Origin of the sequence: Celeribacter sp. HF31 (assembly GCF_011806455.1) — a bacterium.
GTDB lineage: Bacteria > Pseudomonadota > Alphaproteobacteria > Rhodobacterales > Rhodobacteraceae > Celeribacter.
The window spans coordinates 313552-336614 of the sequence record NZ_JAATOT010000003.1 but is presented as its reverse complement, the minus strand read 5'-3'; the positions used below and the strand labels follow the sequence as shown (position 1 = coordinate 336614).

General features: G+C 55.3%; 22 protein-coding genes. 10 read left to right on the top strand and 12 right to left on the bottom strand.

Going from position 1 to position 23063, the window contains the following annotated elements; translation table 11 throughout:
• The first annotated feature begins 96 nt into the window (after positions 1–96).
• Positions 97–1323, top strand: a complete 1227-nt coding sequence (locus tag HCZ23_RS07870) for an argininosuccinate synthase (RefSeq protein ID WP_167601181.1) — start codon at positions 97–99, stop codon at positions 1321–1323.
• Between the two features lie 71 nt (positions 1324–1394).
• On the opposite strand, the gene HCZ23_RS07865 is transcribed toward HCZ23_RS07870, so the two are convergent.
• A complete protein-coding gene (locus HCZ23_RS07865; RefSeq protein ID WP_167601180.1) occupies positions 1395–2270 on the bottom strand; it encodes a ribokinase in 876 nt (291 codons plus the stop codon).
• A gap of 17 nt (positions 2271–2287) precedes the next feature.
• Positions 2288–4552, bottom strand: a complete 2265-nt coding sequence (locus HCZ23_RS07860) for an NADP-dependent malic enzyme (RefSeq protein WP_167601179.1) — start codon at positions 4550–4552, stop codon at positions 2288–2290.
• A gap of 167 nt (positions 4553–4719) precedes the next feature.
• On the opposite strand from HCZ23_RS07860, the gene mutS reads away from it, so the two are divergent.
• On the top strand, positions 4720–7332 hold the full coding sequence (gene mutS / locus HCZ23_RS07855; RefSeq protein ID WP_167601387.1) for a DNA mismatch repair protein MutS: 2613 nt from the start codon (positions 4720–4722) through the stop codon (positions 7330–7332).
• Here the strand turns inward: mutS and HCZ23_RS07850 are convergent.
• Complete coding sequence (locus HCZ23_RS07850) at positions 7329–7907, bottom strand: nucleotide exchange factor GrpE (protein WP_167601178.1); 579 nt, start codon at positions 7905–7907, stop codon at positions 7329–7331. The genes mutS and HCZ23_RS07850 overlap by 4 nt on opposite strands.
• A 10-nt stretch (positions 7908–7917) precedes the next feature.
• Positions 7918–8982, bottom strand: a complete 1065-nt coding sequence (gene hrcA, locus HCZ23_RS07845; RefSeq protein ID WP_167601177.1) for a heat-inducible transcriptional repressor HrcA — start codon at positions 8980–8982, stop codon at positions 7918–7920.
• Positions 8983–9103: 121 nt separating this feature from the next.
• Between hrcA and rph the strand changes: the two genes are divergently transcribed.
• Genes rph through hemW form a run of 4 tightly spaced genes read left to right on the top strand, consistent with a single transcriptional unit; the run spans position 9104 to position 11977 of the window.
• The gene (gene rph, locus HCZ23_RS07840; RefSeq protein ID WP_167601176.1) at positions 9104–9817 is read left to right on the top strand and encodes a ribonuclease PH; all 714 of its coding nucleotides are present in this window, start codon (positions 9104–9106) and stop codon (positions 9815–9817) included.
• Positions 9817–10437: an RdgB/HAM1 family non-canonical purine NTP pyrophosphatase gene (gene rdgB / locus HCZ23_RS07835; RefSeq protein ID WP_167601174.1), complete on the top strand. Its 621-nt coding sequence runs from the start codon at positions 9817–9819 to the stop codon at positions 10435–10437. The genes rph and rdgB overlap by 1 nt, the downstream gene beginning before the upstream one ends.
• Complete coding sequence (locus HCZ23_RS07830) at positions 10434–10817, top strand: RidA family protein (protein ID WP_167601172.1); 384 nt, start codon at positions 10434–10436, stop codon at positions 10815–10817. Before rdgB ends, HCZ23_RS07830 begins: the two co-directional genes overlap by 4 nt.
• 2 nt (positions 10818–10819) lie before the next feature.
• Positions 10820–11977, top strand: a complete 1158-nt coding sequence (gene hemW, locus HCZ23_RS07825; RefSeq protein ID WP_167601170.1) for a radical SAM family heme chaperone HemW — start codon at positions 10820–10822, stop codon at positions 11975–11977.
• Here the strand turns inward: hemW and HCZ23_RS07820 are convergent.
• The 7 genes from HCZ23_RS07820 to hemJ form a co-directional block, all read right to left on the bottom strand.
• Entirely contained in the window at positions 11974–12885 is a 912-nt protein-coding gene (locus tag HCZ23_RS07820; RefSeq protein WP_167601168.1) for a ParB/RepB/Spo0J family partition protein, read from the bottom strand. The two genes, hemW and HCZ23_RS07820, sit on opposite strands and share 4 nt — an antisense overlap.
• 1 nt (position 12886) lies before the next feature.
• The gene (locus HCZ23_RS07815) at positions 12887–13687 is read right to left on the bottom strand and encodes an AAA family ATPase (protein ID WP_167601167.1); all 801 of its coding nucleotides are present in this window, start codon (positions 13685–13687) and stop codon (positions 12887–12889) included.
• Positions 13680–14297, bottom strand: coding sequence for a 16S rRNA (guanine(527)-N(7))-methyltransferase RsmG (rsmG, locus tag HCZ23_RS07810; protein ID WP_167601165.1), 618 nt, complete (start codon positions 14295–14297; stop codon positions 13680–13682). Before rsmG ends, HCZ23_RS07815 begins: the two co-directional genes overlap by 8 nt.
• Positions 14297–16165 (bottom strand): tRNA uridine-5-carboxymethylaminomethyl(34) synthesis enzyme MnmG, encoded by a 1869-nt coding sequence (gene mnmG, locus HCZ23_RS07805; RefSeq protein WP_167601164.1) that lies wholly within the window; start codon positions 16163–16165, stop codon positions 14297–14299. Before mnmG ends, rsmG begins: the two co-directional genes overlap by 1 nt.
• A gap of 24 nt (positions 16166–16189) precedes the next feature.
• Entirely contained in the window at positions 16190–17476 is a 1287-nt protein-coding gene (mnmE, locus tag HCZ23_RS07800) for a tRNA uridine-5-carboxymethylaminomethyl(34) synthesis GTPase MnmE (RefSeq protein WP_167601163.1), read from the bottom strand.
• A 27-nt stretch (positions 17477–17503) separates the two neighbouring features.
• Positions 17504–18775 (bottom strand): transcription termination factor Rho, encoded by a 1272-nt coding sequence (gene rho / locus HCZ23_RS07795; protein WP_167601162.1) that lies wholly within the window; start codon positions 18773–18775, stop codon positions 17504–17506.
• A gap of 126 nt (positions 18776–18901) precedes the next feature.
• Positions 18902–19354: a protoporphyrinogen oxidase HemJ gene (hemJ, locus tag HCZ23_RS07790; protein WP_167601161.1), complete on the bottom strand. Its 453-nt coding sequence runs from the start codon at positions 19352–19354 to the stop codon at positions 18902–18904.
• 394 nt (positions 19355–19748) lie between these two features.
• On the opposite strand from hemJ, the gene HCZ23_RS07785 reads away from it, so the two are divergent.
• Genes HCZ23_RS07785 through dnaQ form a run of 4 tightly spaced genes read left to right on the top strand, consistent with a single transcriptional unit; the run spans position 19749 to position 22510 of the window.
• The gene (locus HCZ23_RS07785) at positions 19749–20354 is read left to right on the top strand and encodes a nucleoside triphosphate pyrophosphatase (RefSeq protein ID WP_167601160.1); all 606 of its coding nucleotides are present in this window, start codon (positions 19749–19751) and stop codon (positions 20352–20354) included.
• On the top strand, positions 20351–21181 hold the full coding sequence (locus HCZ23_RS07780; protein WP_167601159.1) for a shikimate dehydrogenase: 831 nt from the start codon (positions 20351–20353) through the stop codon (positions 21179–21181). The genes HCZ23_RS07785 and HCZ23_RS07780 overlap by 4 nt, the downstream gene beginning before the upstream one ends.
• Positions 21178–21777, top strand: a complete 600-nt coding sequence (gene coaE, locus HCZ23_RS07775; RefSeq protein WP_167601157.1) for a dephospho-CoA kinase — start codon at positions 21178–21180, stop codon at positions 21775–21777. Before HCZ23_RS07780 ends, coaE begins: the two co-directional genes overlap by 4 nt.
• Positions 21770–22510 (top strand): DNA polymerase III subunit epsilon, encoded by a 741-nt coding sequence (dnaQ, locus tag HCZ23_RS07770; protein WP_167601155.1) that lies wholly within the window; start codon positions 21770–21772, stop codon positions 22508–22510. Before coaE ends, dnaQ begins: the two co-directional genes overlap by 8 nt.
• Before the next feature lie 9 nt (positions 22511–22519).
• Here the strand turns inward: dnaQ and secB are convergent, their stop codons facing one another.
• A complete protein-coding gene (secB, locus tag HCZ23_RS07765) occupies positions 22520–23026 on the bottom strand; it encodes a protein-export chaperone SecB (protein WP_167601154.1) in 507 nt (168 codons plus the stop codon).
• Positions 23027–23063: the final 37 nt, after the last annotated feature.

The window sequence follows — 23063 nt, the reverse complement described above, 5'->3', positions numbered from 1 at the left end:
TTTCCCCGGTGAGCTAAAGCATTCTTGCCGCGAAACCTTGCTCTTGGCACGAAAACCCGATAATCGCCCGGGCGATATCCGCAAAAGGAAAGTCTCATGTCTGCGCCCAAAAAAGTGGTTCTCGCCTACTCCGGCGGCCTCGATACCTCGATCATCCTGAAATGGCTCCAGACCGAATATGGCTGTGAGGTTGTGACCTTTACTGCCGATCTCGGCCAAGGTGAGGAACTGGACCCGGCGCGAAAAAAGGCTGAGATGCTCGGCATCAAGCCGGAAAACATCTACATCGAAGACGTGCGCGAAGAGTTCGTGCGCGATTTCGTCTTCCCGATGTTCCGCGCCAATGCTGTGTACGAAGGCCTCTATCTTCTGGGCACTTCCATCGCGCGCCCGCTGATCTCCAAACGTCTGGTCGAGATCGCCGAACAAACCGGCGCCGACGCTGTCGCCCACGGTGCGACCGGCAAGGGCAACGATCAGGTGCGGTTCGAGCTTTCGGCCTACGCGCTCAACCCCGACATCAAAGTGATCGCACCCTGGCGGGAATGGGATCTGACCTCGCGCACGAAACTTTTGGATTTCGCTGAGAAGAACCAAATCCCGATCGCGAAAGACAAACGTGGCGAAGCGCCGTTCTCTGTCGACGCGAACCTTCTGCACACCTCGTCCGAGGGCAAGGTGCTCGAAGATCCGGCACAGGAAGCACCCGATTACGTCTACCAGCGCACGGTTCACCCCGAGGATGCGCCGAATGAGCCCGAGTTCATCGAGATCACCTTTGAAAAGGGTGACGCCGTGGCGATCAACGGCGTGGCGATGAGCCCGGCGACGATCCTGACCGAGCTGAACGAATATGGCCGCAAGCATGGCATCGGGCGTCTCGATTTCGTCGAGAACCGTTTCGTCGGCATGAAATCTCGCGGCATCTATGAAACCCCGGGCGGCACCATCCTGTTGGAAGCGCACCGTGGCATCGAACAAATCACGCTCGACTCCGGCGCAGGTCACCTGAAAGACAGCCTGATGCCGCGCTACGCCGAGCTGATCTACAACGGCTTCTGGTTCTCCCCGGAGCGCGAAATGCTTCAGGCAGCCATCGACAAATCGCAAGAGCATGTCTCTGGCAATGTGCGCCTGAAACTCTACAAAGGCTCCGCCTTCACGGTGGCCCGGTCGTCCGAAGCCTCGCTTTATTCCGAAGCCCACGTGACTTTCGAAGACGATGCTGGTGCTTACGATCAGAAAGACGCCGCAGGCTTTATCCAGCTCAACGCGCTGCGCCTGAAACTTTTGGCCGCACGGAACCGTCGTTTGAAGAAATAACGGGTCCACTGAACTCGAAATGACAAAAGGGCGTCCACTTGGGCGCCCTTTTTCTTTAGATCGTCAATGACTTAAGCCGCGCGAAAGCTCTTCACCTCATCAGCCGAGGGGATCGCGTCCGCCGTTCCGGCGCGCGTGACTTTCAACGCCGCAGCCTGAACCGCCCATTCCATCGCCGCCTTGATCGGCATGCCAAGATCGAGCCCGGCGGCGACATAGCCGATGTAGGTGTCCCCCGCCGCTGTGGTGTCGACCGGCGTGACCTTCGGCGATGTCACCTCGATCACCTCGCCCGTCTCATTGGACCGCCACATGGCGCCTTGGCTGCCCAAGGTCACCATGACCTGCGGCGCGGGGATTTGTTCCAAAGCCACACCCATTTCGGTGCAGAGCTGAGAGGCTTCGACCGAATTCATCACCAACATGGAGACGTCGGGGATCAGCTCTTTCACCGCCCTGATCGAAAATGGTGCCGCAGAATAGATCACCCGCATGCCCTTGACCAAGGCAAAGGTCGCGGCTTGGGGTTGCAGGTTGGTTTCGTTTTGCAGCAAAAGCGTATCCGACGCCTTTGCCTGATCAATCGCCTCGACAACGAATTCGCTGTCCTGTTTCACATTCGCGCCCGGATCAAGGACGATCATGTTTTCGCCCTCGGGATCGACATAGATCACGGCGTGCCCCGTCGCCTCGGTGACTTCGCGCAGGTATTTGCAGTTCACGCCATAGCCTTCGATGCGCTTACGAACCCAAGTGTCAGACTGACCAATCGCACCGATATGAAAGACCTCAGCCCCGGCCTTCGCGGCCGCGACCGATTGGTTCATGCCCTTTCCGCCAAGGCCAAGCTTATGGCCCGTCGCGGAAAGGGTTTCTCCCGGCTCGGGAAAATGAGGAAGCATATAGAAATGGTCGATGTTCACCGAACCCAGATTAAAGATCGCCATCACAAACCTCCTACTTTTTACTTTGTCTGTCCCACCTTACACGCAGCGAGCACGGCCATATTCAAAATATCGTTTACAGTCGAAACCGTTGAACAAATCTGAATCGGCTTGTCGACACCGGTCAAAATCGGCCCGATCACGGTCGCACCGGCCATTTCCTGCATCAATTTCACCGAAATAGATGCGGAGTGACGCGCCGGCACCACGAGGATATTCGCAGGCCCAGACAGGCGACAGAACGGATAGGCCGACATGACATCGGGATTCAGCGCCACATCGACGGTCATCTCGCCATCATATTCGAAATCGACACCGCGTTTGTCGAGGACTTGCGGCGCGATGTGCATTTTGTTGGCCCGCTCGGAGACCGGATAGCCGAAGGTCGAGAACGAAACAAAAGCGACCCGCGGTTCGATCCCCATCTTGCGCGCCACAGCGGCGGCGGCGGTGGCGATGTCGGCGAGATCTTCCTCTTCCGGCCATTCATGCACGAGCGTATCGGCGATGAAAATGATCCGGCCTTTGTGCAAAACGGCGGTGACGCCCACGGCGCCATCTTCCGCCTTCGCATCGAAAACCGAATTGATCCGGTCGAGCACATGCGCGGATTTGCGCGTCGCACCCGTCACGAGACCGTCGGCATGGCCATGTGCCAACATCAAAGCGGAAAACGCATGACGGTCGCGGGCGGCCAGACGGTGAATGTCCTTTTGGTCAAAACCGGTGCGTTGAAGTCGGTTGTAGAGGAAGTCTTTGTACTCAGAGAGGTGCTGCGTGTTGGCCGCATTCACGATTTCAATCTCGGACATCGCTTCGCCAAGACCCTCTTCTTGCAGCTTGGCCTGCACATCTTCGGTGCGTCCAACGACCAAAGCCCGGCCGAAGCCGCCACGATGATAGGCCACGGCAGCCCGCAGAACACGCGGATCGTCGCCTTCGGAAAAAACCATCGTCGCCTGTGCCTGACGCGCACGGGCATAGAGACCCTGCAGGATTTGCGCGGTCGGGTCCATCCGGGCTTGAAGGTCCTGTGCGTAGCCTTCCATGTCGATGATCGGACGCCGGGCCACGCCCGTATCCATGCCGACCTGAGCCACCGCTGGCGGGATCGTGTAGATCAAACGCGGGTCAAAGGGCGTCGGAATGATGTAATCGCGGCCAAAGGTCAGTTTGCGACCGTAGGCCAAGGCCACCTCGTCCGGCACATCTTCGCGCGCCAAAGCCGCCAGCGCTTCGGCACAGGCAATTTTCATCTCGTCGTTGATCGCACGGGCATGGATGTCGAGCGCACCCCGGAACAGGTAGGGAAAGCCCAACACGTTGTTCACCTGGTTCGGATAATCCGAACGCCCGGTCGCCACGATCACGTCATCACGCACGGCGTGGGCATCTTCGGGCGTGATCTCCGGATCGGGGTTCGCCATCGCGAAAATCACAGCATTCGGCGCCATGCTCTTCACCATATCCTGGGTCACGGCGCCCTTGGCCGAAACGCCAAGGAACACATCGGCATCCACCATCGCTTCGCCCAAAGTGCGGGCGTCCGTGACAGCGGCGTGGGCCGACTTCCACTGGTTCATACCTTCGGTACGGCCCTGATAAATCACGCCTTTGGTGTCGCACATGATGCAATTGTCATGTTTCGCACCCATGGCTTTGACCAGTTCAAGACAAGCAATCCCGGCAGCACCAGCCCCGTTGAGGACAATCTTACAATCCTCAATCTTCTTGCCGGAAATATGCAGCGCGTTGATCAAACCTGCCGCACAGATCACGGCCGTGCCGTGTTGGTCATCGTGGAAGACGGGGATGTCCATCTCTTCCTTGAGACGCTGCTCGATGATGAAACACTCAGGCGCCTTGATGTCCTCAAGATTGATGCCACCAAAACTCGGACCCATGAGACGCACCGCGCGGATGATCTCTTCGGGGTCTTCTGTGTCCAGCTCGATGTCGATGGAGTTCACGTCGGCAAAGCGTTTGAACAGAACCGCCTTGCCTTCCATCACTGGCTTGGACGCCAGAGCGCCAAGATTGCCAAGGCCCAAAACCGCCGTCCCGTTCGAAATCACCGCAACGAGGTTGCCCTTGTTCGTGTAATCATAGGCCGTCTCCGGCGCTTTCGCGATTTCCTCGCAGGGCACAGCCACACCCGGCGAATAGGCCAGCGACAGATCCCGTTGCGTTGTCATCGGCACGCTCGGTGCGACATCGAACTTGCCGGGACGTGGGTCCATGTGAAATGCGAGCGCTTCTTCGCGCGTTTGTTTGGTCTTGGACATTCGGGTGGCCTCCTCGCCGTCAGTTCGGACTACTTACCCACACCCCGCCTCGGTCTCAACAAAAAGAACGCGATCTGGCTCTTTACGCCACATATTGGGTCGTTAAGTTGGGGCGAAATTAGACAGGGACCTACATCGTGGCCACTGAAACCCCCGCCGCAACGCCGATGATGGCGCAATATCTCGAGATCAAATCGCGCCATCGCGATGCTCTTCTGTTTTATCGCATGGGCGATTTTTACGAGATGTTCTTTGACGATGCGATTGCCGCCTCTGAGGCACTCGACATTGCCCTGACAAAACGCGGCAAACATGCGGGCGATGACATTCCGATGTGCGGCGTTCCCGTGCATGCCGCCGAGACCTATTTGCTCAATCTCATTCGCAAGGGTTTCAAAGTCGCGGTGTGTGAGCAGCTCGAAGATCCGAGCGAGGCGAAAAAGCGCGGCTCAAAAGCCGTGGTCAAACGCGATGTGGTCCGCTTGGTGACGCCGGGCACATTGACCGAAGACACGCTTTTGGATGCGCGCCGTCACAACTACCTCGCAGCTTATGCGGAAATTCGCGAAGAGGGTGCGTTGGCCTGGGTCGACATCTCGACCGGCGCCTTTCACGTGATGCCCTGCCCGCTTGTCGGTCTTGGCCCGGAGCTTGCCCGGCTTAATCCATCCGAGATCGTCGTGTCTGAGGCCAATGAGGCGAATTGGGCAGAGTTTGTGCCTGATTTCCATGATCGCATCACCGAATTGTCGCGCGCGTCTTTCGACAGTACGTCTGCCCAAACCCGGCTGACATCGCTGTTCAGCGTCTCGTCTCTTGAGGCCTTTGGACAGTTCACCCTGCCCGAAGTGGCCGCCATGGGCGCCATCGTCGATTACCTCGACATCACGCAAAAAGGCAAATTGCCCCTCGTACGCCGCCCCATTCGTGAATCGCTGCGCGGCGCGATGCAAATTGACGCCTCAACACGTCGCAACCTTGAGATTTCGCATGCCCTGTCCGGCGGTCGCGAGGGCTCACTGATCGCTACGATGGATCGCACAGTGACGGCCGCAGGTGGACGTCTTCTTGAACGCAGACTGTCGAGCCCCTCGCGCGACGTCGATACAATCTCCGCGCGGCTCGATGCGATCAGCTTTGCAATTGAGAATACCCAAACCGCCCAAGCGCTGCGCGAGGCGCTGCGGAAGGTTCCCGACATGGAACGTTCGCTGTCACGTCTCGGGCTTGAACGCGGAGGCCCGCGCGATTTGGCCGCCATTCGCAACGGCCTCTCGCAAGCCGAAAACATCTATAGTTTGCTGGAAAACAAGCCTGTTTCGACCCTAATCCAGCAGAAAATGGCATTCCTCACAGGACAGGCTGAGCTGATCGACTTGCTCGATGCGGCTCTGATCGCCGAGCCACCACTGCTTGCACGGGACGGTGGATTTATCGCCACTGGTTACCACGAGGAACTCGATGAATCTCGCACGCTGCGCGACGAAGGGCGCGGTGTGATTGCCTCCTTGCAGATGAAATATGCGGAGATGACCGGCGTTCAGTCTCTCAAGGTCAAACACAACAATGTCCTCGGCTACTTCATCGAAACCACATCAACCCACGCCGAAAAGATGCATTCCTTGTCGGAAACCTTCATCCACCGTCAAACGACCGCCAATCAGGTGCGGTTCACAACGCTGGAGCTTTCCGAACTGGAGACAAAAATCCACAACGCCGGTGGTCGCGCGCTTGAGATCGAAAAGCGCCTCTATGAAACGCTGCGCATGGCGATTTTGGAGCAGGCCCCCGCGATCAACGATGCCTCCGGCGCGCTGGCCGAGCTGGACTTGATCACAGCGCTCGCCGATCTTTCTGTCAGCGAAGGCTGGACCCGTCCTCAGGTGGATTTGGGTCGAGAATTCCTGATTTCCGGCGGTCGTCATCCGGTCGTTGAGCGCGCTCTACGCAAACAAGGTGGTGACAAATTCGTCGCCAACGATTGTGATCTGTCTGACGGACACGATGGTGCGGCGATCTGGCTTTTGACCGGGCCAAACATGGCCGGTAAATCGACATTTCTGCGCCAAAACGCGTTGATTGCCTTGATTGCGCAGGCTGGCTCTTACGTGCCTGCCGATTCTGCGCATATCGGCATTGTGTCCCAACTTTTCTCGCGCGTCGGTGCTTCTGACGATCTGGCGCGCGGGCGCTCGACCTTCATGGTCGAAATGGTGGAAACCGCCGCGATCCTCAATCAGGCTGACGACCGAGCCCTCGTGATTTTGGATGAAATCGGGCGCGGCACGGCAACCTATGACGGCTTGTCGATCGCTTGGGCGACGCTTGAGCATCTGCATGATGTCAACAAGTGCCGGGCGCTGTTTGCGACGCACTATCACGAGATGACCAGCCTTTCCGACAAACTGTCTGGCGCGGAAAACGCCACCGTGTCGGTCAAGGAATGGGAAGGCGAAGTCATTTTCCTTCATGAGGTGATCAAGGGCAAAGCGGATCGGTCCTACGGTGTGCAAGTCGCCCGACTTGCGGGCCTGCCAGATGCCGTGGTCGAGCGAGCGAAATCCGTTTTGGAGGCTTTGGAGAAAGGTCAGGCCGATAACGCTGCCAACCCCAAAGCGATCATCGATGATCTTCCCCTGTTCGCGGCGGTACCGCCAGCTGCAAAGCCGGTCGTGGTTAAAGAAAGTGAGGTTGAGAAAAAGCTCGCCGAGATTTCTCCCGACGAGCTTACTCCGCGAGAAGCTTTACAACTTCTCTATGACCTCAAAGCGTTGAATTAAGCCGGGGTCGAAGACACACCCACTTGTGCCGGACGCAACAGGCGGTCGTGGATCATGAAGCCCACGTTCATCACCTGGATGATGTCGCCGGCTTTGGTGCCGGGCACGGGGGCCTCGAACATGGCTTCGTGAATTTGCGGATCGAAGGTCTCGCCCACGTCCGGGTTCACGATCTGAATACCGTGTTTCGAGAAGGTGTTCAGAAGCTCGCGCATGGTCAGCTCGATCCCTTCGATCAGGGCGGCCTGCGTTTCACGTTGATCCTCGGCAATCGCATCAATCGCACGCTTCATATTGTCGAAGACCGGCAACATATCGCGGGCCAGTTTCGACCCACCATAGTTTTCCGCCTCCCGACGATCACGATCCGCGCGCTTGCGGGAGTTTTCCGCATCGGCAACAGCCCGCATGAAACGATCCCGGAATTCATCGCGTTCTGCGCGGAGCTGTTCCAGTTCCTCCGACAGATCGCCTGTTTCCGGGTCTTCAAGCGCTTCATCAGAGGTGATGTCGATGATCTCTTCTTCGACGTTGGTTTTGATCTCTTCAGACATGTCTTTCTTCGGATCCGTCATATTTCACCTTTCAAGCCTTGCCTGACACAATCCGTCCGACAAGTTGGGCCGTGTAATCGACAATCGGCACGATCCGCCCGTAGTTGAGGCGAGTCGGCCCGATGACACCCACGGCACCGATAATTTTTCGTTCAGCGTTCATATATGGAGAAACCACCAAAGAGGAACCCGAAAGTGAGAAAAGTTTGTTCTCTGAGCCAATGAAAATGCGCACGCCCTCGCCATCTTCGGTCAGTTCGAGAAATTCCGCGATGTCGCGTTTCTTTTCGAGATCATCGAACAGGCTTCTGATGCGATCAAGCTCTTCGGCTTCTGCGCTTTCCCCCAAAAGATTGGCACGCCCGCGCACGATCAACCGCTCGTAATGCGATCCCTCGCCTTCCCAAAACGCAGAGCCGTTTTCGATCAGATCGGCAGCCAGGCTATCGAGCTCCTGGCGCCGCGTTTTGATCTCGCGTTCAACCGTTGTCCGCAGCTCAGAGAGCGTCTTGCCCTCAACCAGGGAATTCAGGAAATTCGTCGCCTCACGCAGCGACGACGGGGTTTGCCCCATCGGCGGCGTGAAAATGCGGTTTTCGACATGGCCGTCGGCAAAGACAAGAACAACCAACGCACGGTCCGGCGCGAGATTGACGATTTCCACATGCTTTACAGGCGCTTCGTGTTTAGGCGCCAACACAAGACTGGCGCCTTGTGTCAAACCCGACAGAGCCGACCCGACACGGTCCAAAGCCCCATTCACATCGTGATGTTCGTTGCGGATGGTCAATTCCATCTTTTCGCGCACGTCGTCGGTGACCGTGCCGACCTCCAATAAACCGTCCACAAACAAACGCAGACCAAGCTGTGTCGGAACCCGACCTGCCGACACATGTGGACTGTCCAAAAGCCCGAGATATTCGAGGTCCTGCATGACGTTGCGCACGGTCGCGGCGGAGACTTTTTCGCTCATCGTCCGCGTCAGCGTCCGTGACCCCACAGGTCCGCCGCTTTCAAGATAGCCCTCAACCACGCGGCGAAACACTTCGCGCGACCGGTCATTCATTTCAGCGATGAGATTTACACGATCCGTCATTCTTCCTGCGTCTTCCAAGACCCTTCGCCATTAAAAGACATCGAGACCGAGGGTCAATGAGGCTTGCACGTCTGAGCTGCTCTTCGTTATGTCTGCCGCAACAGATGCGGAAGGATATAGCATGCGACCCTCAGGTAGAAATTTAGACGAAATGCGGCCGATTTCAATCGAGACCGGCGTGACGAAACATGCCGAGGGCTCCTGCCTGATCCGTTGCGGAGACACGCATGTTCTCTGCACCGCTACGATCGAGGAGCGTGTGCCGCCCTTTATGCGCAATTCGGGCCAGGGCTGGGTGACGGCAGAATACGGTATGCTGCCGCGCTCGACCTCCTCGCGGATGCGTCGTGAGGCGACCCAAGGCAAACAAGGTGGTCGTACCGTTGAAATTCAACGTCTGATCGGGCGTTCCCTGCGCGCTGGCGTGGATCGCGTGGCCCTTGGCGAACGTCAGATCACCGTCGACTGTGATGTCATTCAGGCCGATGGCGGCACGCGTTGTGCGTCGATCACCGGCGGTTGGGTGGCGCTGCGTTTGGCAGTGAACAAACTGTTGAAATCCGGTGCGATCACCTCCGATCCGCTGATTTCGAATGTGGCGGCAGTGTCCTGTGGCATTTATGCCGGTCAGCCCGTGCTCGATCTGGATTACCCGGAGGATTCCGAGGCCGGTGTGGACGGCAATTTCATCATGCTTGCCAACGGTCAGATGATCGAAACCCAGATGAGTGCCGAAGGCGCCACCTATTCGCGCGCGCAGATGAACGAACTGCTCGATCTGGCCGAAAAAGGCGTTGCTGAGCTGGTTTCGGCTCAAAACGCTGCGGTAGCATAATGCGCGCTTTCGACGGCACCAAACTGGTTCTCGCCTCTCACAACAAAGGCAAGCTTCGCGAGATTGCGGAGCTTTTGGAGCCTTTCGGGATCGAGGTGGTCTCCGCTGGTGATCTCGGGTTCGAAGAGCCGGACGAGACCGAAGACACCTTTGTCGGCAACGCCCGGATCAAAGCGCATTTTGCTGCCAAATCCAGCGGCCTCCCGGCCCTTTCCGATGACAGCGGCCTCGCAGTTGACGGTCTGGATGGGGCACCCGGCGTGTATTCCGCGGACTGGGCAGAAACCCCAAATGGCCGCGATTTTCCGATGGCGATGCAAAAGGTCTGGGACCGCCTCGAAGAGTCAAACACGGCCGAACCCCACACCGCACGGTTCTGTTGCACGCTCTGCCTCGCCTGGCCTGATGGTCATGACGAGATTTTCGAAGGCAAGGTCGAAGGCCGCATCGTTTGGCCCGCACGCGGAAAGCGCGGCTTTGGTTACGACCCGATGTTCGTCGCCGAAGGTGAAACGGAAACCTTCGGTGAAATGGACCCTGCGCGCAAACAGGCCATGAGCCACCGCGCCGATGCGTTTCGTCAACTGGTCTCCGGACCCTTTAAGGATCTCGCTAAATGAGTACCCGCAAACTGATCTCCTCCGGCTCTGATTTCGAAAAAGTCATGGGCTATTCCCGCGCCGTCGTGCAAGGCGACTGGTGTTTCGTGTCCGGCACCACCGGCTACGATTACAGCACGATGACCATGCCGGAGAGCGTCGCCGATCAAGCTCGAAACTGTTTCAAAACCATTTCCGGCGTGCTGGAAGGCGAAGGATTTTCGCTGAAAGATGCGGTGCGGGTGCAATACACGATCACCGACGCGGCTTTGGTGAACGAAGTTGTCCCGGCCTTGGGTGAATTCCTCGCCGATATTCGCCCTGCGGCCACCATGGTTGTCGCCGATCTCATCAAACCCGAGATGCTGATCGAAATCGAAATCACGGCGTTCAAGGGATAATCATGGAAGACTGGCAAAACGGAGGCTTTGGTCTCTACATCCATTGGCCGTTTTGCCAGGCGAAATGCCCCTACTGCGATTTCAACTCCCATGTGGCTGCGACGATTGATCAATCCGCATGGGAGCGCGCTTATCTGTCCGAGATCGAGCGTGTTTCACGGGAAACATCCGACCGTGTGTTGAACACCGTGTTCTTTGGCGGCGGCACACCGTCATTGATGGATCCAGAGCTTGTAAATGCCATTTTGAGCAAGGTTCGAAACTGTTGGACACTTGCGAATGATATTGAAATCACGCTTGAAGCCAACCCCACCTCTGTCGAAGCCGGGCGATTTCAGGGCTATCGCGACGCAGGCGTCAATCGTGTCTCCATGGGCATTCAATCGCTTCATGACGAGGATTTGAAACGTCTCGGGCGCATGCATTCAGTCTCAGAGGCTCACAAAGCTTTCGATATTGCGCGAAACACCTTTGATCGCGTGAGTTTTGACCTGATTTATGCGCGACAAGGACAAACACCAGAAGCCTGGCGGACGGAATTGCGCGTAGCTCTCTCTATGGCCGTCGATCACCTGTCGCTCTATCAGCTGACCATCGAACAAGGCACCGCCTTCGGTGATCGCTATGATCGAGGACTTTTGCGCGGTCTGCCTTCCGACGATAGCGCCGCTGACATGTACTTCGTCACGCAAGAAGTGTGTGAAAAGGCTGGAATGCCTGCTTATGAAGTCTCTAATCACGCCCAAAGTGGCTCTGAGAGCCGCCATAATCTCATTTACTGGCGTTACGGTGATTATGCGGGAATTGGCCCTGGTGCACATGGAAGACTTACCTTGGGCGGCCAGAAATACGCCATCGATACGCCCCTCGCCCCGAGCCAATGGCTGAAATCCGTTGATCAAAACGGACACGGTGAAAATCCACGTGAAACTGTAAGTGGATACGATCAAGCCATCGAATATCTGATGATGGGTCTTCGGATCACCGAGGGTATCGATATTGCACGGATTTCAACTCTCTTGGAACAAGAATTTATCATTGAAAACAAATACTTGATTGAAGATGAGTTCATCAAAATCGAAAATGGCCGCCTTTCTGTCACCCAGAAAGGTCGGCCAGTTCTGAACGCGATCATCCGCGATCTAATCCCGGATATTTAAGCGCCACGAGACAGGATGCCGCAAAGAGCATCCAGCTCATCCAAAGAGTCATAGGACACCGAAAGGACGCCTTTCTCAGTGCCATCCTTATGATCAATATTCACCTTCATCCGGATTGCTGCGGAAAGATCGGCCTCAAGCGCCCTAGTATCTGCATCTTTGTCCGAAGATTTATAAGATTTCTCGGCTTTGGGCTGGCTTGGTGTCTTTTCAGCCTTCGCCAAACGCTCCGTTTCTCGCACAGAAAGGCCACCCTCAATGACTTTCTTTGCCAATGCGGAAGGATCCTCAGCCGTGATCAGGGCCCGGGCATGACCAGCGGACAGCTGCCCTGAAATAACAAACGCTTGCACATCGCTCGGCAGGTTCAAAAGTCGGATCAGGTTCGCGATATGACTCCGGCTTTTCCCCAAAGCATCGGACAGCTTTTCTTGCGTATGCCCAAATCGCTCCATCAATTGCTGGTAACCGGCCGCCTCTTCGATTGCGTTGAGATCAGAACGCTGGATGTTCTCGATAATCGCGACTTCGAGCACCTCAGTGTCGGAATATTCCCGCACCAAAACCGGAAGCTCATGCAAACGTGCAAGCTGAGATGCCCGCCAACGACGTTCACCCGCCACAATTTCATATTCGCCGGCTTTGCGAGGACTTTCGCGAACGATGAGAGGCTGAATGACGCCTTTTTCACGAATGGAATCGGCCAGTTCATCAAGCGCTGACTGATTAAAGGTTCGTCGAGGCTGATCAGGATTTGGTACGATTCTCTCGATTGGCACCAACATATCGGCCCGACGCGGCTCATCCTCCACAGATTGTTCATCAGGCTTATCCTGTGCCACATCCGCCATCAAAGCAGAAAGGCCGCGCCCTAGGCCGCGGTTTTTGGGTTTGCTCGGATTTGCCATTTTATCGTCCTTTTTTCGCAATCACTTCTTTCGCCAGCGCCTGATAAGCCAAGCTGCCTTTAGACATCGGATCATAATCCAAAACGGGCAAAGCGAAAGAAGGCGCTTCACTGATACGCACATTGCGCGGAATTACGGTTTCGAAGACCAAATCGCCAAGGTTGTCACGCGCATCCTGTTCGACCTGGCGAGACAAGTTGTTGCGTTGATCATACATGGTCAACACAACACCTTCGATACGCAGCTTGGAATTTGCTGTTTGGCGAACTTCTCGCACGGTCAGCATGAGCTGAGAAAGACCTTCCAACGCAAAGAACTCGCTCTGCAACGGCACCAGGACGGATTCGGCCGCCACCATAGCGTTCACCGTCAACAAACTCAGAGACGGCGGACAGTCGATTAGGATAAAATCGAAAGCAAAATCGTCAATCGCATGCTGCCGCAAGGCATCATGTAGCAGGAAACTGCGCTTTTCATTTGTGACCATCTCGATATCGGCGGAGCTCAGATCGACAGTCGCAGGAGAAATCCAAAGGTTTTCAAACTCAGTTGTTTGAATCACCTCATGCAAATCGACTTCGCCAAGAATGAGATCATAAGTCGTATAGCTGCGGTTTTCCGGATCGATTCCGAAGCCAGTGGAGGCATTCCCCTGGGGATCAAGATCGACAACAAGCACGCGACAGCCATTTTTCACCAGAGCAGCCGCGAGATTGATCGCTGTCGTCGTTTTTCCAACCCCGCCTTTCTGGTTCGCAACAGCAATGATTTTCGGGCCCTTGGGACGGGAAAAGTCAGACACGTTCTATATCTCCGATCAGCAGAATCACGGATTCCGCATCCGTTACGCTCGCATATTCTTTGTGGCTGAAGCGCCAGCTTTCAAGAGATTCGGCGAGCTCTTCGCGAAAAGAAGCGCCCTTCAAAAACAATCCATGTCCACCCGGCGCCAAATGTCGTTCAACATACTCCAGAAGCTTCGGAAGTGAGGCCAAAGCGCGCGCGGAAATTAGATCTGCTTCCATCGGCTCAAGCATTTCAATGCGTTCTGATCTAACTGTTGCATTGAGATCCAGCTCTCGAACAACAGTTCTCAAAAAGGTGGCTTTGCGTTGATCAGATTCCACCATTGTGAACTTCGTCTCAGGAGAGAATTCTCTAGCCATAGTGGCGCAGATCAGCCCAGGAAAGCCACCGCCACTTCCTAAATCGCACCAATGGCCGAGCGGAGTTGGTGCAATCCGGAAGACTTGTGCTGAATCTACAAAATGGCGATCCCAGGCCATCTCAATGGTAGATTTTGCCACCAAATTGATCGCAGGATTCCATTTTTTTAGTAAAGCCAGATAGGTTTCCAGCCGCTCGAATGTTTCACGTGAAACATCTACATCAGCAAACTTCATGGACGTCATCAGGACGCTTTCTCTCTTTGCGATTGACGCAGTCGAGCAAGAATCAAGGTGACGGCAGCAGGCGTCATCCCCTCTACCCGTCCCGCTTGGGAAATCGTCTGCGGTCGCGCCAAGGTCAATTTGCTGCGCAATTCATTCGAGAGGCCACTGAGGGCCGAATAGTCGAAATCATCCGGAATGACCTGAAGTTCATCCCGCTTCATTGCATCAACATCGCGCTGTTGGCGTTCGATGTAATTCGCATAGAGCGCATCGCGGGACAGCTGTTCCTGTATCTCCGGCGAAATTGTTGCAATATCAGGATTCAAGGAAATGACGTTGTCGAAGCTGACATTGGGAAATGCCAGAACCTCATAGGCTGTACGACGCGAGCCATCTGAGCTCACGGTCACGCCGACCGCACTTAGTTCCTTCGGAGTGTAACTTTCCTGTTCAAGCAAAACGCGCCCTTTAGAAAGATCTTCCATCTTTTTATCGAAAATCTCTGCACGCAGCTCGTGAACCAAACCCAAGTCTTTACCAAGAGGCGTCAGACGCTGATCCGCATTATCCGCCCGCAAAGACAATCGGAACTCCGCACGAGACGTGAACATTCGATAAGGTTCGCTCACGCCGCGGGTCACGAGGTCGTCGATCATCACACCGATATAGCTTTCGGAACGCGCGAATGTCGCACCATCTTGGCCCATAGATTTACGCGCTGCGTTCAATCCTGCCACAAGACCTTGTGCAGCGGCTTCTTCATATCCTGTCGTCCCATTGATCTGGCCCGCCAAGAATAGGCCCGGCACATCGCGCAATTCCAAGGTCAGTCGCAGTGCACGAGGGTCAACATAGTCATATTCGATCGCATAACCTGGCTGAAGAATTTTAACGTCCTCAAGCCCTCGAATGGAACGCACATAGGCCTCTTGCACTTCGAGCGGCAGAGAGGTCGAAATTCCGTTCGGATAGACAGTATCGTCATCCACACCTTCCGGCTCCAGGAAGATTTGATGAGACGACTTATCTGCAAAACGAACAATCTTGTCTTCAATAGACGGACAATACCGCGGACCTACACCCTCGATGTGACCACCATACATCGCAGACCGAGATAAGTTCGCCCGAATGATATCATGTGTTTTCTCATTCGTATGCGTGATGCCGCAGGACACCTGACGCGCAAACGGCTTCTTATTGAGGAAAGAAAACACCACAGGGTCTTCATCACCCGGCTGCTCTTCCAGAATATCCCAAGCGATGGTTTTACCGTCCAGTCGCGGTGGTGTACCCGTTTTCAAACGCCCCATCGGAAGTTCGAGCCCATAAAGGCGTTCTGCTAATGCGACAGAGGGCTTATCGCCGATCCGCCCGCCCGGACGCTGTTCTTCGCCAATATGAATCAAACCGTTCAAGAAGGTGCCAGTCGTCAAAACCACCGCACCCGCTTTGATCTCTGATTGGTCCCCTAAAACGACGCCGGTTACGACATCGCCAACAAGCAAGAGATCGGCGACCTCCGCTTCGATGATCGTCAAATTTTCGATCGCCTCCAACTCCGCCAACATCTCCGTGCGGTAGATTTTACGATCCGCCTGCGCGCGCGGACCTTGGACAGCCGGACCTTTTCGTCGGTTCAAAAGGCGAAATTGAATCCCGGATTTATCTGCGATCCGGCCCATCACCCCGTCAAGCGCATCAATCTCGCGCACCAAGTGACCTTTCCCCAAGCCACCAATGGCCGGGTTACAGGACATGACGCCGATGCCATCTTTCCGCAAAGTGATCTGTGCCGTGCGCGCCCCTGCCCTTGCAGCGGCCGCCGCAGCGTCACATCCAGCATGGCCGCCACCTACGACGACAACATCGAAGTCGGTATGTTTCACGTGAAACACTCCTCGCGTTTTCATTCATTTCCCGATGCAAAAACTGGAGAAGATTTCCCCAAGAATGTTCTCAACATCAATCCGCCCCACAAGGCAGTTCAGCGCATAAACCGCACGGCGCAACTCTTCAGCCGCAAGTTCAGCACGTTCACCGCCGAGCAATACCTCATTTCGCGCCGATTCCATAGAGACAAGCGCGTCCTGAATTGCAACACGGTGACGTTCACGAATGGCTGAGGACGCATCGGAGGCACGTTCCGAAAGCGTCTCAGCGATATGCGCCACCATAAGATCTACGCCATGCCCGGTTTTGCCGGAAACGGACTGCGGATAAGCGCCGCTATCATCCTTGCCAATCAGAACAAGATCGCCGTCTTGCGGCGACATTTCAGGCTCGGCATCAACATTCGGAAGCAAGATCACCCGCAAATCGGCCTGCGATGCACGGCTTCTTGCACGATCAATGCCGATCGCTTCGACCACGTCACTGGTTTCCCGAAGCCCAGCTGTATCGAGAAGCATCACAGGCAGGCCGTGGAGATCCATACGCACTTCGATGATATCACGCGTCGTTCCGGCAAACTCGGAAGTAATCGCCGCCTCACGCCCCGCGAGCGTGTTCAACAGAGTTGATTTGCCGGCATTTGGGGGACCAACAATGGCAACTTCAAACCCATCCCGAATGCGTTCCGCCATCTTCGCGCCTTTGATTTCCTCTTCGAGCTCCATCATCGTCAGTGCGATCAATTCCAAAACCTCAGGCGAAACGTCCGTTGGAACCTCTTCATCGGCGAAATCAATCGTCGCTTCGATCAACGCCGCCGCACGCAACAAAGCCGCACGCCAACGCTCCGCCTTATCGCCGAGCGCACCAGAGAAAACCTTCAACGCCTGGCGACGCTGGGCCTCCGTCTCCGCTTCGATTAAGTCTGCGAGACCTTCAACTTGGGCAAGATCGAGCTGTTCATTTTCCAAAGCCCGGCGCGTGAATTCCCCAGCTTCAGCCAAGCGCAATCCATCCAGATCAGCGAGCGCCTGAAGCACGGCATTGATGATCGCGACGGAGCCATGAAGTTGAAGCTCAGCACTCTCTTCCCCCGTGAAAGACGCGCCTTTTTCAAAGCAGATCACCAAGGCTTCATCGAGGACAACGCCTTCCGCATTTTTCAGAACACGCAGAGCCGTCCGACGTGGAGCGGGCACATCGCCCGCCAGTTTTTGGACAGCCCAAAACGCAAGCGGCCCGGAAATCCGGACCACTGCGACACCCGCTTTCCCGCGGGCAGATGCGAGGGCGTAAATCGTATCCATAGGTTTAACCTATTGATATCCCTTGATTTAAGCGTTCATCGAGTCGAAGAATTCGCTGTTGGTTTTGGTCTGCTTGAGCTTGGAAATCAAGAACTCAATCGCGTCCGTCGTCCCCATCGGGTTCAGAATGCGGCGCAGCACATAGGTTTTCTGGAGATCTTTAGAATCGACCAGGAGATCTTCTTTCCGCGTGCCGGATTTGAGGATGTCCATGGCCGGGAAGACGCGTTTGTCGGCGACTTTACGATCCAGAACGATCTCAGAGTTACCTGTGCCTTTGAATTCCTCAAAGATCACCTCATCCATCCGCGACCCGGTGTCGATCAGAGCGGTTGCGATGATGGTCAGCGACCCACCCTCTTCAATGTTCCGTGCAGCCCCGAAGAAGCGTTTGGGGCGTTGCAGGGCGTTGGCATCCACACCGCCTGTCAGAACCTTACCAGAGGACGGCACAACGGTGTTGAAGGCGCGACCAAGACGCGTGATCGAGTCAAGCAGGATGACAACGTCGCGCTTATGCTCGACCAAGCGTTTCGCTTTTTCGATCACCATCTCGGAAACGGCGACGTGACGGGTTGCAGGTTCGTCGAAAGTCGAGGAAATCACCTCGCCCTTCACGGACCGCTGCATATCCGTCACCTCTTCGGGACGTTCGTCGATCAACAGCACGATGAGATAGCACTCAGGGTGGTTGGTTTCGATCGAATGCGCGATGTTTTGCAACAGAACGGTTTTACCCGTCCGCGGCGGCGCAACGATCAGCGCACGCTGACCTTTCCCGATCGGCGACACGAGGTCGATGATGCGGGCGGAGCGGTCCTTGAGGGTTGGATCTTCGATCTCCATCTTGAGACGCTCATCCGGGTACAGCGGCGTAAGGTTATCAAAGTTGATCTTGTGACGGGCCTTTTCAGGCTCCTCAAAGTTGATCATCGTGACTTTGGTGATCGCGAAATAGCGCTCGTTCTCATTCGGCGCCTGCATCACGCCTTCGACGGTGTCGCCAGTACGAAGACCATGCTGGCGGATCACATCAGGGGAGACGTAAATGTCGTCGGGCCCCGGCAGATAGTTCGCTTCAGGAGAACGCAGGAAGCCAAAACCGTCTTGGAGCACTTCAAGCACGCCATCACCGGAGATGACCCATTCATCTTCGGCGCGTTCCTTGAGGATCGAAAACATCATCTCGCCTTTACGCATGGTCGAGGCGTTTTCGATCTCCAGTTCTTCGGCCATGGCCAGAAGGTCTTTGGGGCTTTGGGCTTTCAAATCAGCCAGATTGAGAGTGGTGTCGCTCATAGAAAATCCAATTGGACCGGCACATCAGGCGGGTCTTTCAGTCATGTCTCAGTGGAGAATCCCTTACGCCGGACGGCGTGGGTTTGGCAGAGTGATAGGAACAGACAGAGGTTAAGTCAATCTTTCTCAGAATGGCTTGGCGATAATCATCACGACGATGAAGATCATGAACAATGTGGGAAGCTCGTTCATCATCCGATAATGACGACCGCTTCGGGTGTTTGTACCTGTAATGAAATCCTTGCGACGTGCCGCACACCACATGTGAAACCACGTCATTCCCAGCACATTCGCAGCCTTGATCCAGGACCAGCCAGCGGACCAATCGACGATACCGGGCGTAAAGACCAGACAGAGGCCAAAAAACCAGCTGGAGATCATCGCAGGGTTCATGATCATCTTCAGGAGCTTCTTTTCCATGTCCTGAAAAAGCAGATCGGTTTCGGTGCCTTGCGTCACGCTTTCGGTGTGACGGACGTAAAGACGCGGAAGATAAAACAGGCCAGCCATCCATGCGATGATGGAAATGACATGCATGGACTTTGTCCAAGGATAAATGCTTGCAAGAATATCGCCCATAAGAGGTGCCCCTTCGTTTCTCTCTAAATAAAATAATAAAAGAAAAAGAAAAGGATGATGATTTTGTAGGGCCTGTGGATAATCTGGATTATTGAGTTTTACACAGGGTTTTCCAACCTCTTGAAAACGTCATATTTCTTATCCACAACTTAGGATAAAATGAATTTTATCATATAAATCAAAATGTTGAAATTTGATTTCTTTCGGCATCAGGGGATGAAACTTAAAGGCGTCGGGAAAATGTTACTTTTACGTCCAGAGGCAAAATGTCTTACCCACGGTGATAAAGTGAGGTGAGAAGTGCCTGGAACTATCGGTTTATCCCCGGCTGCGCTAAAAGACCGAAAAACACCGCTTTGATCCCCGCACTCACACAGGAGTTTTCAACAGAGCTATGAACAGCCCGGAACAGCTTATCCTCGCCTCGGGGTCCGAAATCCGGCAGACCTTGCTTCGAAATGCAGGGCTCTCTTTCGATGTGACTGTCGGACGAATTGATGAAGAAACGGTAAAAGAAGCGCTCCTTCACGATGGCGCAACACCCAGAGACATCGCTGACGCTTTGGCAGAGGCGAAGGCGCGCAAGGTGTCCATGAAATATCCGGGTGCCATGGTCATAGGCTGCGATCAAACGCTGTCTTTCAAAGGCAAGCTGATCTCCAAAGCGCAAAGCATCGACGAGGCCCGCGCACAGCTCAAAGAGATGCGTGGCGAGCGGCACAAGCTTTTGTCTGCGGCGGTGATTTATGAAAACGGTGAGCCGAAATGGCGTCATGTTGGTGAAGTGCGGCTTGAGATGAACAATTTCTCGGACGCCTATCTCGACGATTACTTGGGGCGGAATTGGGATCAGGTTCAATATTGTGTCGGCTCCTACATGCTGGAGGCCGAGGGCGTGCGGCTTTTTTCTCGTATTGATGGCGATTACTTTACAGTGCTGGGTTTGCCCCTACTGCCACTTTTGGCATATCTTGCGCAAAGGGGAGTGATCGCATCATGAGTGACAAAATACCGGTGGCAGGGGTGATCGGCATGCCGATCTCTCATAGCAAATCGCCAAAGCTGCATAATTACTGGCTCAATCGCTATCAGATCCCCGGTCATTATGTGCCGCTTCATGTCGAGCAAGCGGATCTCGCAGAGGTCTTGCAGATGATGCCGAAAATGGGATTTGTCGGTGCGAATGTCACGATTCCCCATAAAGAAGCCGTTTTGGGGCTGGCCGACATTGTCACAGACCGTGCGGCGCTGATCGGAGCGGCGAACACCTTGATTTTCCGAGCGGATGGCAAGCTTCATGCTGATAATACGGATGGCTATGGTTTCGTTGAAAATCTGCGCTGCAATGCGGAGTGGGACCCGAAATCCGGCCCCGCTGCCGTGCTTGGTGCAGGTGGTGCTGCGCGCGCCGTGATTGCGTCTCTCTTGGAGGTGGGTGTGCCGGAAATCCGTTTGGCGAACCGAACAAGAACCCGCTCCGACGCACTTCGGGCCGAATTCGGCACGAAAATTTCGGTCGTTGAATGGGTAAACGCCGGTGACATGCTTAAAGGTGCGCGCACGGTTGTGAACACCACCGCACTTGGGATGCACGGCCAGCCTGATATGAAGATTCCCTTTGATCACCTGAGCTCTGACGCGGTGGTCACCGACATCGTCTACACGCCGCTGCGCACCGCTTTCCTGGATCGCGCCGCTGAGAAGGGCTGTCAGACTGTCGATGGTCTCGGCATGCTTCTGTATCAAGCCGCGCCGGGGTTTGAACGTTGGTTTGGCAAGCGTCCCGAAGTCGACGACGCCACACGCCAATTCATCCTGTCCTCATGAAAAAGCCTTTCATCATCGGTTTGACCGGCTCCATCGGCATGGGCAAAAGCACCACGGCGAAGCTCTTCGCTGAGGCCGGTGTGCCCGTGTGGGATGCCGATGCCGCCGTGGCCCGACTCTATGATCAGGGCGGCGCTGCAGTCGCGCCCATGACGGAGCATTTCCCATCTGCGATTGAGAACGGCAGCGTGTCCAAAGCGCGGCTCAAAGAAATCATTTCAAATGATCCCAAGGCTTTGAAAAAGATCGAAAAGATCGTGCACCCCTTGGTCGCGCAGGACCGCCAGAACTTTCTTGAAAACAGCAAATCCGAATTTGTGCTGGTCGATATCCCACTCCTGTTCGAAACCGGCGGCGATCAACATGTGGACGCCGTCGTGGTTGTCTCGGTTGACCCTGAGACCCAGCGCGAGCGCGTTCTGGCCAGACCCGGCATGACCGAAACCCATTTTGAAGCCATTCTGAGCAAACAACTCCCGGATGCCGAAAAACGCGCCCGCGCGGATTTCGTGATCGAAACCACAAGCCTTGAAGCCGCCAAAGCCCAAGTGCATGATGTGCTTTCCACTCTAAAGGGGCAACTTTCAGATGCGTGAAATCGTTCTCGATACCGAAACCACTGGTTTTGATCCGTTCAGCGGTGATCGTCTCGTGGAAATCGGGGCGATTGAGCTCGTGAATCACATGCCGTCGGGCAACACCTACCACCAATATATCCACCCGGATCGCCACATGCCGGACGGTGCTTTCGGGGTGCACGGCATCGGTCCCGACCTGTTGCAGCCCCCGCGCCCGCCGAAAGACGGCGAAGTGATCCTCGCCGACAAACCGTTTTTCAAGGCGGTGGGTCAGGCGTTTCTCGATTTCATTGGCACGGATTCGAAACTGATCATTCACAACGCCAGCTTCGATATGAAATTCCTGAATGCCGAGCTGAGTTGGATCGGTCTGCCGGAAATCCCCTATGAGCGCGCGGTCGATACATTGGCGATGGCGCGCAAGAAATTTCCCGGCTCTCCGGCGACGCTCGATGCGCTGTGTCGCCGGTTCGGGATCGACAACTCATCCCGGACCCTGCACGGCGCTTTGCTCGACTCTGAAATTCTGGCGGAGGTCTATCTTGAGCTGATCGGCGGGCGTCAGCCCGATCTCGTGCTTGCGCCCTCCAAATCGCAAAAGAAAGACGCTTCGTCTCAGATTGACGAAAACTGGCGACCGACGCGTCGCCCCGCCCCTCTTCCGCCCCGGATCACAGACGAAGAAGCCGCCGCCCATGCCTCTTTCGTTGAGGGCTTGGGCGACGGCGCGATTTGGAATAAATTTAACTAAGTCAGAAGCTTAGTTGACTGCCGCGGCAGATTGTTGTGCTTCTGCGCGGCGCGCCATGTCTTGGCGGTACAGCTGCACAAAATCGATGTTGTCGAGGTTCAGCGGCGGGAAGCCACCGTCACGCGTCACGTCATGCACCACACGGCGCAGGAACGGGAAAAGCATCCGCGGGCATTCGATCATCAGGAACGGATGCATCTGCTCGTCCGGCACGTTTTCGATGTGGAACACACCAGCGTAATCCAGCTCAAGGATGAACAGCGTCTGCTCACCGCTTTCCGATTTGGATTCGACTTTGACCTTGGTCGCGACTTCGAACTGGTGATCCTCAGTGCGCTTTTTCGCATCCAGAGCGACCTGAACGGAGATCGCCGGACGACCTTCGACCTTCAGGGCCTTTTGCGCGAGGATGTTTTCAAAAGACATGTCCCGGATGAATTGACCCAGGATTTGCATTTTGACGGGGTTGGCCTGTGCGGCCGCGTCGTTTTGTGGGGTTTCGCCGTTTTCGGCCATCGGTTCGGTCCTTGCAAAATGAAGTTCGCGGTTTTGT

Coding starts and splice junctions, on each gene's coding strand:
- HCZ23_RS07860 (WP_167601179.1), bottom strand. CDS start 4,552: ATGTCCAAGACCAAACAAACGCGCGAAGAAGCGCTCGCATTTCACATG.
- hemJ (WP_167601161.1), bottom strand. CDS start 19,354: ATGGGCGATATTCTTGCAAGCATTTATCCTTGGACAAAGTCCATGCAT.
- HCZ23_RS07830 (WP_167601172.1), top strand. CDS start 10,434: ATGAGTACCCGCAAACTGATCTCCTCCGGCTCTGATTTCGAAAAAGTC.
- HCZ23_RS07850 (WP_167601178.1), bottom strand. CDS start 7,907: ATGACGGATCCGAAGAAAGACATGTCTGAAGAGATCAAAACCAACGTC.
- HCZ23_RS07870 (WP_167601181.1), top strand. CDS start 97: ATGTCTGCGCCCAAAAAAGTGGTTCTCGCCTACTCCGGCGGCCTCGAT.
- dnaQ (WP_167601155.1), top strand. CDS start 21,770: ATGCGTGAAATCGTTCTCGATACCGAAACCACTGGTTTTGATCCGTTC.
- coaE (WP_167601157.1), top strand. CDS start 21,178: ATGAAAAAGCCTTTCATCATCGGTTTGACCGGCTCCATCGGCATGGGC.
- mnmE (WP_167601163.1), bottom strand. CDS start 17,476: ATGGATACGATTTACGCCCTCGCATCTGCCCGCGGGAAAGCGGGTGTC.
- rph (WP_167601176.1), top strand. CDS start 9,104: ATGCGACCCTCAGGTAGAAATTTAGACGAAATGCGGCCGATTTCAATC.
- HCZ23_RS07780 (WP_167601159.1), top strand. CDS start 20,351: ATGAGTGACAAAATACCGGTGGCAGGGGTGATCGGCATGCCGATCTCT.
- hrcA (WP_167601177.1), bottom strand. CDS start 8,982: ATGACGGATCGTGTAAATCTCATCGCTGAAATGAATGACCGGTCGCGC.
- HCZ23_RS07820 (WP_167601168.1), bottom strand. CDS start 12,885: ATGGCAAATCCGAGCAAACCCAAAAACCGCGGCCTAGGGCGCGGCCTT.
- HCZ23_RS07865 (WP_167601180.1), bottom strand. CDS start 2,270: ATGGCGATCTTTAATCTGGGTTCGGTGAACATCGACCATTTCTATATG.
- hemW (WP_167601170.1), top strand. CDS start 10,820: ATGGAAGACTGGCAAAACGGAGGCTTTGGTCTCTACATCCATTGGCCG.
- mutS (WP_167601387.1), top strand. CDS start 4,720: ATGATGGCGCAATATCTCGAGATCAAATCGCGCCATCGCGATGCTCTT.
- rho (WP_167601162.1), bottom strand. CDS start 18,775: ATGAGCGACACCACTCTCAATCTGGCTGATTTGAAAGCCCAAAGCCCC.
- HCZ23_RS07785 (WP_167601160.1), top strand. CDS start 19,749: ATGAACAGCCCGGAACAGCTTATCCTCGCCTCGGGGTCCGAAATCCGG.
- rdgB (WP_167601174.1), top strand. CDS start 9,817: ATGCGCGCTTTCGACGGCACCAAACTGGTTCTCGCCTCTCACAACAAA.
- secB (WP_167601154.1), bottom strand. CDS start 23,026: ATGGCCGAAAACGGCGAAACCCCACAAAACGACGCGGCCGCACAGGCC.
- rsmG (WP_167601165.1), bottom strand. CDS start 14,297: ATGACGTCCATGAAGTTTGCTGATGTAGATGTTTCACGTGAAACATTC.